Below are 12,267 nucleotides of genomic sequence, written 5' to 3' on the forward strand. Positions count from 1 at the left end.
CAGGGTGTTTGCTGTTTCAAATATTGTATTTGTCGACATAAAATAAAGAAACACCGTTTCAAAATAGCAAATACCCGATGAAAACAAGTAGAACGATGCAGGTGGCCCTGGTGGGGGAGTGCATGCTGGAGTTGCAAGGCCAGGCCTTTGGCGCGATGCAGCAGAGCTACGGCGGAGACACCCTCAACACGGCGGTCTATCTGGCGCGCTGCGGCGCCGCGGCCGGTGTTCGCAGCCATTACGCCACCGCTTTGGGCGACGACAACCTGAGCAGCGGCATGCTGGAGCGCTGGGCTGCGGCCGGCATCGAGACCGATTTGGTGCGGCGCATTCCCGGCCGCATGCCGGGGCTGTACATGATCGAAGTCGATGCGCAGGGCGAGCGCCGCTTCAACTATTGGCGCGACACCAGCGCCGCCAAAGCCCTGTTCGATGATGGCATCACGGCGCTGGAGCAAGGCCTGTATCGCTGGGATGCGCTTTATCTGAGCGGCATCAGTCTGGCCATCCTGCCCCCGCAAGGGCGCCAACGGCTGTTGATGCTGATGCAAGCGATGCGTGAGCGCGGCCAGATGGTGGTGTTCGACAACAACTACCGGCCGCGCCTGTGGCGGGATGTGGCCGAAGCGCAAGCCGTTTTCATGCAGGCGTTTGAGCTGGCCAGCATCGCTTTGGTGACGGCGGACGATCATCAAGCGCTGTTCGGCCTGCCCACGCTGGAGGCGGGTGTGGCCGCCGCGCAAGCGCTGGCGCCGCCCGAGTTGGTGATCAAGCGCGGCATGGCGGCGACCTTGGTGCGTGCGCCGGATGCGATCGAGCTGGGCTGGCAGCCAGCGGCCACCGAGCATGTGCCCAAGGTGGTGGACACCACGGCCGCCGGCGACTCCTTCGCGGCCGGCTATCTGAGCCGCCGCCTTGTGGGCGCTTCGGCCTTGGAGGCGGCCCGCTTCGGCAATCGCCTGGCGGCACGGGTGATACAGCACCGCGGCGCCTTGATCGCGCCCGAGTTGATGGCCGATTTGTTGCTTGAACCCTTGGTCGCTCCACAGGCGCCTCAGCTATGACACCTCCCACCTATCGAAACCGGCCGACCAAAAGCCAGGGCCTGAGCAAGCTGATCAGCCTCGCCGTTGGTATTGGCCTGGGTGCCGCCGTCTTGATGACGGTCGCTTCGCCGCCAATGAGTGAGCCCGCCAGCAAGCCTGCTTCCGCATCTCAGACCTTGGCGCTGCCCGCAGCCGACGCAGCGCAGGGCGCCCTGCGCGTCTTGGCGCAGCTCAATCCCGCCAGCTACGACATCCTCGGTTGGGCCGCAGGCACGGTGGGCGGGCAGGGCGGCCGGATCATCCGCGTGCGCAATCTGAAGGAATCGGGGCCGGGCTCCTATCGGGAAGCGGTCGAGGCCGAGGGGCCGCGCATCGTTGTCTTCGAGGTCGGCGGCGTGATTGATATGGGCGGCAAGAACATCACCATTCGCCACCCCTATTTGACCGTGGCCGGCCAAACCGCGCCCAAGCCCGGCATCACCGTCATCAAAGGGCAAACCAATATCGCCACTCACCAGGTGATCATCCAGCACTTGATGATTCGGCCCGGCGAGTTCGGCCGCGCCAAGCGCAGCGGCTCTGATCAAGACGGCATTGGTACGGTAGGGGCGCCGGGCGGCGCCCACCATGTGATCGTCGACCACTGCAGCTTTTCATGGGCGACCGACGAAAACCTGTCGGCCAGTGGTCCGCGCTTTGAGGGTGCTAAGCCCGAAGAATGGCGGCGCAACACCTCGCATGCGATCACCTACAGCTACAACCTGATCTATGAGGGCCTGGCCAATTCGGTCCACAACAAGGGCGAACATTCCAAGGGCAGCCTGATTCACGACAATACCAACGCCGTCCTGCTCTACGCCAATATCTACGCCTCGAATCAGGAACGCAATGCCTTGTTCAAGGGTGGCGTGCGCGCGGCCATGGTCAACAACCTGATCTACAACCCCGGCGCCAAGGCCGTGCACTACAACCTGGTTGCACATGAATGGGTTGGTCACGCGCCGCAAACCGGCTGGGTCACGCTGGTCGGCAATGTCTACCGCCAAGGGCCGGACAGCAAGCCCAACACGCCGCTTTTCGCGCTCGGCGGCATAGGCGATGTGGAACTGTTTTTGCAAGACAACCTGGCGGTTGATGATGTCGGCAAGCCGCTCGCCCAGACCGGCCTCTACACGGCCAGCCAGGCGCGCATATTGCAGGCGGGCAAGCCCTATCTGCCGGACGATATCCAGGTCTTCCCGGTGCAACAACTTGAGCGCGAGCTGCCGCTGGCCGCAGGCGCGCGGCCCTGGGACCGCGACCCCATCGACTTCAAGCTGCTCTCCGACGTGGCCGAGAGTCGCGGCAAGATCATCGATTCGGAGCTGGAGAATGCCCACGGATATCCGCGTTATGCGCCGACCAGCAAGGCCTTCAATCCGGCCGAATGGCAGCTGCAGGACATGAGCCCGAAAGCCGGTTGGGGCTCGCTCTTCCTGCCCGCCGTACCCCATTAAGCTCGGGTCATCCCAAGGCCCATCTATTCGGAGTCAACGAGATGAAACTTTTACGCTGGGGCGCAGCCGGTCAGGAGAAACCGGGCATCTTGGGTTCGGACGGCCAGCGCCGCGACCTGTCCATGCTGCTGAGTGATATTGGCCCGGCCCAGCTGAGCCCGCGAACCTTGGCCGCTTTGGCCTTGTTGGACGTGGACAGATTGCCGCAGGTGCCCTTGGACCAGCGCCACGGCACGCCGTTTGGCGGCACCGGCAAGATTGTCTGCGTCGGCCTCAATTACGCTGACCATGCGGCCGAGGCCGGGCTGGCCTTGCCGCCCGAGCCGGTCTTGTTCTTGAAGCCCAGCAGCGCGATCTGCGGGCCTTTTGACGAAGTGATCATTCCGCGCGGCTCGCGCAAGACGGACTGGGAAGTCGAACTGGGCGTCGTGATCGGCAGTACCGCCCGCGACGTCAGCGAAGCCCAGGCGCTGGCCCATGTGGCTGGCTACACCATCGTCAACGACATTTCCGAGCGCGAATTCCAGCTCGAGCGCAGCGGCCAATGGGACAAGGGCAAGGGCTGCGATACCTTTGCGCCGATTGGCCCCTGGTTGGTGACGGCCGATGAGATCGTCGATCCGCAAGACCTGGCCCTGTGGTTGGAGGTCAATGGCCAGCGGGTCCAAAACAGTTCGACCCGGCAATTGGCTTTCGGCATCGCCGCCCTGGTCAGCTATATCAGCCGCTTCATGACCTTGCAACCTGGCGATGTGATCAGCACGGGCACACCTCCCGGGGTCGGCTTGGGCCAGAAGCCCGAGCCTTGGTTCCTCAAGGCCGGGGACCGCATGAGCCTGGGCATTCAGGGCCTGGGCGTGCAGGAGCAGCGCTGCGTGGCGGCCGGCGATCCGCAGATGCCGCATGTCTGAGAGGAGGGGGCATGACGCGCTTGTGATGACCCGAAGTTGGCTCCGTTCGTCCCTGCAGTTACTGTGCCTGGTGCTGATGACCTTGAGCCCGGTCTATGCGGAAGATCTGGTGGTCAGCTATCGCTCGCCGGAGAGCGATAACGATCGACGGCTTGACTACACGACCGACCTGTTGCGCTTGGCGCTTGACAAGACCATAGCCAGCCATGGCGGCTATCGCTTTGAGCAGCAAGACCGTATGAACAAGGTGCGCAATATCCGGGTCGCCAAGAGCAATATGCATCCCAACTTCTTTGCGGTCTTGTCCTTTGATGAGGCCTTCGCCAAGGAAGGGCTCGACTATGTGCGCTTCCCTTTGCATTTGGGCGTTGTCGGCTACCGCGTCTGTTTTGTCGCGCCGGCCGCGCGTGCGGCTGTGGCCAAGATAGAGGGCGTAGCCGAGCTCAAGAAATTCAGCATCGGCCAGGGGGTGGGTTGGCAAGACGTGAATGTGCTGCGCAACAATGGTTTCGAGGTGGCGGAGGTGCCTTCGTATGAAAGCCTGTTCGGCATGCTCAGCAAAGACAGGTTCGATCTGCTGTGCCGAGGCATCAATGATGTGGCGGGCGAAATGCAAGCCCATCCCGAGCTGGTGTTGGACCACAGCTTCATGCTGAGCTATCCGATGCCGCAGTTTCTCTATACCCACAAAGACAATCAGGCCGCCCGTCAGCGCGTGGAGTTAGGGCTCAAACGGGCCTATGCCGATGGTTCGCTGTTGAACTTGTTCAAGCTGCATTTTCGCCAGAGCATTGAAGCGGCGGATCCGCGTAAGCGCCGGGTCATCAAACTGAGCAATGCAGCGGTGACGGGCATTGACTTCGATTTCAAAAAGTATGACTTCGACTTGAATGAATTTTCGCGTTAGGCCCGCACTTCAGCCACCCCAAGGAAAGCGAATAGCAGTGAGCATCACATTCCCCTCATCCCGTTCGCGCTGGACTGCAGCGCTGTTGCTGGGCCTCGCCTGCGCAGTTCAATCCGCCATGATTGGTGTCAACGCCCCGGTCGTGCCGCTGACGCCCGAGCGTCTGAGCGAGCTTGATTCGGCCGATCTGCGGCGGGCTTGGGGCCAATATCTGGAACACTCAGCCCAGCAACGCGCCGCCGACAAGGCCGCGTTGGCGGCCGAGCGTGCGGGCAGTGCAGCCACGCCAGCCGGCCCCGAAGGGGGCAATAGCGAAAAGAGCATGCCGCTGAATCAGCCCCCGGCTTGGTACGGCTCGGCCCAGGCCTTGCTGGTCGCCAACAATATCGTCAGCTTTCAAACACCCGCCGGCGGCTGGGGCAAGAACCAGCCGCGTGATCGCCCGGTACGTCTGCAGGGTCAGGACTATGTGGCCAACAGCAATTCAAAGCACCCGACGCCGGGCGATTTTGACCAAGCGATCGAGCCCCACTGGAGCTATGTAGGCACCATAGACAACGACGCCACCGTGACCGAAATTCGCTTCCTGGCCAAGGTCGCGGCGCAATTGCCGCCGGAACAGGCGGCAGTTTTTCGCCAAAGCCTGCTCAAAGGCCTGAGCTATTTGTTCAGCGCGCAGTTTCCCAATGGCGCCTGGCCCCAGGTCTGGCCCTTGCAAGGGGGCTATCACGATGCCATCACCTTGAACGATAACGCGATGGTTGCGGTGGCCGAGTTGATGGGGGCGGTGGCGCGCGGCGAGCAGGGGTTTCATGGTCTGCCCCAGCACGTGCAAGAGCAAGCCGCGCTGGCGGAGCGCCGGGCGATCGAAAGCCTGTTGGCGACGCAGGTCAGCGCGCAGGGCCGCAAGCTGCTGTGGGCACAGCAATACGATGCCCTGAGCTTGGCGCCGGTGTCTGCCCGCAATTACGAGCCCGCTGCCTTGAGCAGCGCAGAAAGCGCACAGGTATTGATTTACTTGATGAGCTTGCCGCAACCGTCGCCGGCTGTAGTTCAGGCCGTCGAGGCCGGCGTTGCCGCCTTGCGTGCGCTGGCCATCGAGGGCATGGTGTGGGGCAAGGTCGACGAAGCGCAGGGTCGCCGCTTGCGCCCACGTGCCGGCGCTGCTCAGCTCTGGGCGCGCTATTACGATAGCCGGACCTTGAAGCCGGTGTTCGGTGACCGGGACAAGAGCTTGCATGATGACGTGGACGACATCAGCCTAGAGCGTCGCAATGGCTACGCCTGGTACGGCACGGGGCCGGCCAAGGCGCTGGCGGCTTATGCCGAGTGGCTCAAGTCATGTCGTACGCCGCTGAAGGCGCAGCAGGGTCATGATATTTGTCGCAGCGATGGTAGCCTCCAACAGGCTGCCTCCGATCGAGCCGACCCATAGGTTGTTGGCGAGCCAGAGCAGCGTGCCCACCAGCATCAGCAAGCGCATCTGCATGCCTTTGAGAAAAAACAGCGCCGTCGTGCCTATGCAGGATGCGGCTATCGGCAGCAGCGAGAGCCATCCGGTTTGCAGCCAAGCGCCCAGAGCCAGACTGAGGGCAATGAAGAACACCGCCACCCAAGGTGAGTGGCTGCGAATTGCCGCCACCGAGCGGCCTAGGGAAACCAGGCTGCTGGCCACGGCTGTGGGTTGGCCAAGCAGGCTGAAATGCAGGGCGTAGCTCAAGCACTCCAAGGCCATGAAGATCTTGAAACGCCTATCGTCGGTCTGCGCAAAACAGGCCACACCCAGCGCAAAGGCCGCATAACCGAAAAGCTGAGCGGGCTCGAATGGGTTGCTTATTGGGAGTTGCGGCATCGGCGGGCATTGTGCCCGAGGGTCAGCAGACCTCATACCAGCGAAGCGCCGCTCGCCCGCATTCCATTGGCCGAGCGGCTAGGTCCCGCTTGAACGCGAATCCATATACAGCGGTAGATGCAGGTCGAAGCGGCAGCCAAATCCTGGCTTGCTGCTGACTTCAATGCGTCCGCCCAAGACGCTGGTGACGAGGTTGTAGACGATGTAGAGGCCCAGGCCGCTGCCGCCCTGGCCGAACCGGGTCGTATAAAAAGGCTCGAAAAGATGGCGCAACGCGGCCGGCGCTATGCCACAGCCATTGTCGGCATAGGTGATGGAGACCTCAGTGCCCTGTGCCTGCGCTTGAATGGTGATGCAGCCTTCGGCCTGTGCCTCAAAGCCATGTTTGACGGAATTCGTCAGCAGATGACTGAGTATTTGTTCCAGCGGCCCGGGGAAGCTGTGCAGGTGAATGCCAGGGTCGATATCGACTTGAATTTGCACCTGGCCCAGCAGGTGGCTGCTGCTCAGCATCGACAGGGTGTCATTGACCAGATCCTGCAAGGCAAATTCACGTCGATGCGTGCTGCTTTGATCCACCGCGATTTGTTTGAAATCCGCCACCAGCTTGGCCGCACGCTTGGCGTTGCGCTCGATCAGCAGGCTGGCTTCATGCAATTGGTTCAAGCGAGCCTCAACCTCGGCGCGGCGCAGGCGGCCACCGAGCAATTCTTGGCCAAAGGCCTTGCTGGTGTCCGCTATCGTCGAGGCGACGGTCAGTACATTGCCCAGCGGTGTGTTCAGCTCATGCGCTACACCGGCGACCAAGCTGCCCAGCGCGGCCATCTTGTCGGCCTGCAGCAGTTGCTCCATGGCCAGCTCCAACTCATGGCTGCGCGCCTCAACGCGGGCCTCCAACTGTTGATTGAGGGCCTGCAGGCTTTCTTGCGTGCGTTTGAGAACCGTCACGTCGATCACGGTTTCAATCGCCCCGACCACCTGACCCTGCTCATCACGCAAGGGCGCTGCGCAAAAGCGCAGCCAAAGCTCGGCGCGTTCGCCCTGCGCGGGAATACAGGACTCGCCTTCCATTGCCCCCAGCACCTCATCACTGCTGCGGAGTTGGTCACCGTATAGCTGCGTCAGGCTTTCGACGCCAAGGCCGTCCACCACCGCATCAACCAGGCAAGGTCGGGCCGTAGGGTAGATGCCGCGCCAAGCCTCATGACTGCCGATGATGTCTTTTGCCTCGACCCCGGTCAGCCGCGTCATCTGTTCATTCCAGAAGCTCACCCGGTGCTGGGCATCGATGACAAACACCGCCACCGGCAGGTTCTGATAGATCTGTTTGACTTGATGCTGGAAGGCCTGGGCTTGTGTCTCCAACTGTTTGCGGTCGGAGATATCGCGTACCGTGGAAATGATGCGTTCGCCCTCCGGTAGTTTGAAGGAGGTCAGCGATACGTCGGCCCAAAAATGGCTGCCATCTTTGCGGCGCGAACGCCATTCAAAAAACTGCGGCCCTTCGTTTCTGGCCTTGTCGATTCGCTCGGCCACCATGGCGCCGGTGTAGAAGTTGGCTTCGTCGCTGAGTTGCGATGCGCTGAGCAAACGGGCTTCATCCGGGCTATAGCCATAGAGGCTGCAAAAACGCGGATTGACGTCGATGATGGCCAGGCTTTTGCCGTCGCGCACCAGGATGGCGTCGCTGCTGCTGTTGAACAGCGCCAGATAATTTTGAGTGCTTTGCCGCATGGCCTGCTCCGAACGGTGGCGCAGTCGAATTCCGTTGATCAAGAGCGCGATGATGACCAGCAAGCTGCCAAACAGGCTGAACAACCAGCCCAGATAGGGCCGCAAATCGGCCCACCAATTGGTTGGGCGATGCAGCACCACGGCACTTTTTGGCAAGGCGGCCTCGTCAATGCCCCAGCGGCGCAGTTGTTGGTGTTCGAAAGTTGGCTCACCCAGGCCGGTCAGCATCGGCAACTCATCCGCGCTTTTGCCCTGCAAGACCTGCACGGCAAGCCGGCCCAGATGTTCGCCCTGCTGGCGGCCGGTGACCAGAAAGCCGCCCAATACACCCGGCCGCATGCTGACGTCGCGCGTGACTGTCAACGGGGCCGTTGAAGCTTCGGCCCAGAGTTCGCTGGCTTCCTCATGGCTGATGACGCGGCCCTGGGCGTCGAGATTGAAGGGCAGGGCCAATACGAGATCGGTGCCGCTCAAGGCCCGCAAACGGGTCTGTACCTCCTGTACCGACATCCGCGTCAGATGTTCGACCTGCAAGCCGGGGCGCTGGGCCAAAACAGGCGCTAGGCTGCTCACTTGGGCCAGACTGGTTCTGCTTTGGTCATGCACGATCACGACCCGCCTGGTCCGCGGTAGCAGTTTCAACATCAAGGCGAGGTTTTGGCTGTCGTCGACGTCATCGAATACACCACTGATATTGCCCTCATCCTGCAGGCTGGCCCGGCGACTGCCCGAAACGCCTGAGAACAAAATCGGCACAGCCGGGAAATGGCGGGCCCGCATGCGCAGGGCTAAGTCCAGCGCATCATCATCGGTGGCCAGCAGCAGGCGCGGCGGCGTGAGGCCGTACTTGCTCAGCAGCAGGTCTTCGAGCTGTTGTTGATAAGCGGGCAGCGGCTGCACATTCTTGGTGTCAAGAAAGTCCAGGCTCAGCTTGAGGGGCCGGTCATAGCGGGCCAGTTCGCTGCGCAAGCCGGCGATTTGCTCGTCGCTCCAGGCCATGCCGGCGTGGTAGGACACCAGCAGCATGACTCTCGTGGTGGGCTCGGCCACGCTGCCGGCAGCCGCTTGCTCAGCCTTGGCGCTGCCAAGTAGCGACAAGGCAAACAGCCAAGCGAGCAACAAAGACTTCAACAAGGACGAAGCCAAGCCGGCATGCCGAGCCAGAGACACAGGCCAAGTGAGCTTGGGCATGCCCATGACAAGCGCTCAGCCTTGGCTGCGTTTGCCCGCCAACTTGAAAAATTCCATCGCCTGAACCAAGGCTTGAGCTTGGGTGCGCAAGCTGCTGGCAGCTGCGGCCATTTCTTCGACCAAGGCGGAGTTCTGTTGGGTCACTTGATCCATCTGCTGTACCGCAGTGCCGATCTGCGCAACGCCGGAGCTTTGTTCGCTGCTGGCAGCGCTGATCTCGCCCATGATGTGGGTGACTTTCTGAATCGAGGCCACGACCTCGGTCATCGTCACACCTGCTCGGTCGACCAAGCTGCTGCCCAACTCGACCCGCTCGACGCTGGTGCTGATCAAGGACTTGATCTCCTTGGCTGCCTCGGCCGAACGCCCCGCCAAGCTGCGCACTTCGGACGCCACCACTGCAAAGCCGCGCCCCTGTTCGCCGGCCCGCGCCGCTTCCACGGCGGCGTTGAGCGCCAGGATATTGGTCTGAAAGGCGATGCCGTCGATCACGGTGATGATGTCGGCAATGCGTTTGGAGCTGTCGTTGATGCCCTTCATGGTCTCGACCACTTCGTTGACGACATCGCCCGCTTTGATGGCCACGTTGGATGCCGTCAAGGCCATCTGATTGGCTTGGTGAGCGTTCGCCGCGTTTTGCTTGACGGTGGCGCCCAACTCTTCCATTGACGCAGCCGTCTGCTGGATGGCGCTGGCCTGCATCTCGGTGCGCGCGCTCAAATCATGATTGCCTTGGGCTATTTCGGCGCTGGCGGTGGAGACGCCCTCGGCGTTCTCCCTGACCTCGCCGACGATGTGGGCGAGCTTGTCACGCATGGCCAACAAGGCTTGCAGCATCTGCGCGGATTCGTCACTGCCCTGTGTGGCAATGCTCACAGACAGGTCGCCGTCGCTGATCGCTTGAGCCGAACTCACCGCCTGGCTGATCGGGCGCGTGATGGCGCGGGTCGCCACGATGGCAAATCCCAGGCCCAGGCCCAAGGACAGAACGGCACCCAGACCCAACATCCATTGACCAGTCTGGGCCACGGCATTGGTTTCGGCCTGACTCTTGCTCAGCATCTGATCCATATGCTGATCGAGCTTGTCGAGCGCGGCCAAATAGGTCATGGCCAAGGGTTGCAGATTTGACTTGACCGCTTCTGCGACATCTTCTCCCGCCAGCTTCTTTTTCATCAACTCACTGCGTGGCCCACGGTAGATCTCGCGCGCCTTGCCGATGTCGGCCAGCAAGTCTTTGCCCTTGGTGTCGGTAATCAGGGGCTCCAACTGCTTTTGGGTCTCGCCTATCAACTTGGAGGTCGCTTCCATGTCGGCTTGCAAGGCCTTGACATAGGCGGCGTCGCTGGCGAACAAGGCGGCCGAGGTGCGCACCCAGTTCAGATTGATATTGGCCGACCAGCGCGCAGCTAAGCTGCTGCGCTCCATCTCGACGGTGGCCAAATCATTGGCGGCGGCCTTCAGTGTGCCGAGCCGCCAGGCGCCAATGCCCGCGATCAAGGCAGTGATCAACAGCACCACGCCAAACGCCAAACCTAAGCGGGTTCCGATCTTGATATTGCTGCCAGATCCCATGCTTGTCTCCGTTCTCATCAGCGCCGTGATGGCGCCTGTTTTTTGGTGCCCGAACAATTCGCCCATGGCACTGGTTTTTTCTGCTGACTGAGTCGGCGGTATGCTCGTGTCAGCATACAGTGGGCTTGCATGGCAAAGAAGACAATTTTGGTGAAAACATCAGTGCAGCCAAGCATTTGTAGCCTCAGTGCCATGTGGCGGCATGTTTTGTGTCTTCGTCGATCCTTGGCCGTGGCCTGGCCTTTGCTAGCCCTGCTTCAAATTGGCCCGGCCCGGGCCGATTATCAAAACCCTGGATTGCTGGCCCCCGAGAGCCAGCTGCCGGTCTTCCACCAACAGCTGCGTGACAAGCTGACTTTCAGCCTGGGCTGGGCGAACGAGCATCATGCCAAGCCCCAGGCCTGGACCCAGGCGGGTTTGCGCAAGGCGCGTGAATTGATGCTGTTGCCCGGGCAAGACCTGACCCCGTTCTCGGCCCGCGTGATTGAAGAGCTGGACCGTGGCAGCTATCTCGCCCGCAAGCTTGAGTTCAATGTCAGTGCAGAAAGCCGTGTCGCGGGGCTCTTGCTCGTGCCCAAGGGCAAAGGGCCGTTTCCGGCGGTTTTGGCATTGCATGATCACGGCGCGCGTTTTGACATCGGCAAAGAGAAGCTGATCCAGCCCTGGGGCAACCCAGCCCGTGAACGTGCGGCTGCCGAATGGGCTGGCCGCTACTTTTCTGGCCATTACCCCGGCGACGAATTGGCCAAGCGCGGCTATGTGGTCTTGGCGGTCGATGCGCTGGGCTGGGGCGACCGCTCCGGTGCTGGCTTCGAGCGTGATTCGCAACAAGCGCTGGCGGCCAATCTGTTCAATCTGGGTAGTTCCTGGGCCGCTTTGATCGCGAGCGAAGATGCACGTGCGGCGAAGTTTCTGGCAGAGATGCCCGAGGTTGACGTCCGCCAAGTCGCAGCGCTTGGTTTTTCGATGGGCGCCCAGCGGGCTTGGCAGGTGGCAGCCTTGTCCGACGCTGTGACGGCCAGCATCGCCGTCAACTGGATGGCCGGCTTGCAAGGCTTGATGGTGCCAGGCAACAACCAGCTCAAGGGCCAGTCCAGCTTCGCCATGCTGCACCCCTATTTGGCGCGTTACCTGGACTACCCCGATGTGGCCGCTCTGGCGGCGCCCAAACCTATGCTGCTCTATGCCGGCGCACAAGATGCCTTGTTCCCGCTGGCCTCGGTGAGCCAGGCGTTCGCCAAGATGGCGCAGGTCTGGTCGGCTTATGGTGCCGCCGAGCGCTTGCAGACTTGTATCTGGCCCGGTGCCCATCAGTTCACGGCAGCGCAGCAGGACGCTGCCTTTGACTGGCTGGACCTGCAGTTCAAACGGTCGAATCGGATGCCGCTGCCCGTCTGCGGCGAGCCGTCCAAATGAGTCGCATGAGCCGCCTACTCCAGATGTACCAGGCCGTAAGCCGCTGCCGGCGGCGTCGGCACCCTGAATGGACCAATTTCGGCCGTTTCCTTCTTGCCCATCCGAACGCCGTGTTTGGGGAACCGTTCAGATCCGTGAT

The 12,267-nt window shown here is 61.7% G+C and carries 9 protein-coding genes; 6 read left to right on the plus strand and 3 right to left on the minus strand.

The genetic code is table 11. From position 1 onward, the window contains the following. Positions 1-77 precede the first annotated feature (77 nt). The 5 genes from LNV08_RS12405 to pelA are packed head-to-tail and all read left to right on the plus strand — an operon-like array spanning position 78 to position 5,795. Positions 78-1,064, plus strand: a complete 987-nt coding sequence (locus LNV08_RS12405) for a sugar kinase (RefSeq protein ID WP_263534004.1) — start codon at positions 78-80, stop codon at positions 1,062-1,064. Next, the gene (locus LNV08_RS12410; RefSeq protein WP_263534005.1) at positions 1,061-2,542 is read left to right on the plus strand and encodes a polysaccharide lyase family 1 protein; all 1,482 of its coding nucleotides are present in this window, start codon (positions 1,061-1,063) and stop codon (positions 2,540-2,542) included. The genes LNV08_RS12405 and LNV08_RS12410 overlap by 4 nt, the downstream gene beginning before the upstream one ends. A 41-nt stretch (positions 2,543-2,583) precedes the next feature. Continuing rightward, the gene (locus LNV08_RS12415) at positions 2,584-3,453 is read left to right on the plus strand and encodes a fumarylacetoacetate hydrolase family protein (RefSeq protein WP_263534006.1); all 870 of its coding nucleotides are present in this window, start codon (positions 2,584-2,586) and stop codon (positions 3,451-3,453) included. Positions 3,454-3,478: 25 nt separating this feature from the next. After that, positions 3,479-4,360 (plus strand): hypothetical protein, encoded by an 882-nt coding sequence (locus LNV08_RS12420; RefSeq protein ID WP_263534007.1) that lies wholly within the window; start codon positions 3,479-3,481, stop codon positions 4,358-4,360. Positions 4,361-4,397: 37 nt separating this feature from the next. After that, the gene (gene pelA / locus LNV08_RS12425; protein ID WP_263534008.1) at positions 4,398-5,795 is read left to right on the plus strand and encodes a pectate lyase; all 1,398 of its coding nucleotides are present in this window, start codon (positions 4,398-4,400) and stop codon (positions 5,793-5,795) included. Here the strand turns inward: pelA and LNV08_RS12430 are convergent. The 3 genes from LNV08_RS12430 to LNV08_RS12440 form a co-directional block, all read right to left on the minus strand. Continuing rightward, positions 5,700-6,212 carry a YgjV family protein gene (locus tag LNV08_RS12430; protein ID WP_263534009.1) on the minus strand — a complete coding sequence of 171 codons (513 nt, stop codon included), beginning with the start codon at positions 6,210-6,212 and terminating at the stop codon, positions 5,700-5,702. The genes pelA and LNV08_RS12430 overlap by 96 nt on opposite strands. Positions 6,213-6,290: 78 nt before the next feature. Then, positions 6,291-9,137: an ABC transporter substrate binding protein gene (locus LNV08_RS12435; protein WP_263534010.1), complete on the minus strand. Its 2,847-nt coding sequence runs from the start codon at positions 9,135-9,137 to the stop codon at positions 6,291-6,293. Positions 9,138-9,152: 15 nt separating this feature from the next. Beyond that, the gene (locus tag LNV08_RS12440) at positions 9,153-10,712 is read right to left on the minus strand and encodes a methyl-accepting chemotaxis protein (protein ID WP_263534011.1); all 1,560 of its coding nucleotides are present in this window, start codon (positions 10,710-10,712) and stop codon (positions 9,153-9,155) included. Positions 10,713-10,943: 231 nt separating this feature from the next. Here LNV08_RS12440 and LNV08_RS12445 point away from each other — a divergent pair, with 231 nt between their 5' ends. Further along, positions 10,944-12,128, plus strand: coding sequence for a dienelactone hydrolase family protein (locus tag LNV08_RS12445; RefSeq protein WP_263534012.1), 1,185 nt, complete (start codon positions 10,944-10,946; stop codon positions 12,126-12,128). Positions 12,129-12,267 lie beyond the last annotated feature (139 nt).

This window comes from Paucibacter sp. TC2R-5, assembly GCF_025717605.1.
GTDB lineage: Bacteria > Pseudomonadota > Gammaproteobacteria > Burkholderiales > Burkholderiaceae_C > Paucibacter_A > Paucibacter_A albus.

Bases quoted from the DNA above. Each gene is read 5' to 3' on its own strand.
- LNV08_RS12405 (WP_263534004.1), top strand. From the start codon at position 78: ATGAAAACAAGTAGAACGATGCAGGTGGCCCTGGTGGGGGAGTGCATG.
- LNV08_RS12410 (WP_263534005.1), top strand. From the start codon at position 1,061: ATGACACCTCCCACCTATCGAAACCGGCCGACCAAAAGCCAGGGCCTG.
- LNV08_RS12415 (WP_263534006.1), top strand. From the start codon at position 2,584: ATGAAACTTTTACGCTGGGGCGCAGCCGGTCAGGAGAAACCGGGCATC.
- LNV08_RS12420 (WP_263534007.1), top strand. From the start codon at position 3,479: ATGACCCGAAGTTGGCTCCGTTCGTCCCTGCAGTTACTGTGCCTGGTG.
- LNV08_RS12430 (WP_263534009.1), bottom strand. From the start codon at position 6,212: ATGCCGCAACTCCCAATAAGCAACCCATTCGAGCCCGCTCAGCTTTTC.
- LNV08_RS12435 (WP_263534010.1), bottom strand. From the start codon at position 9,137: ATGCCCAAGCTCACTTGGCCTGTGTCTCTGGCTCGGCATGCCGGCTTG.
- LNV08_RS12440 (WP_263534011.1), bottom strand. From the start codon at position 10,712: ATGGGATCTGGCAGCAATATCAAGATCGGAACCCGCTTAGGTTTGGCG.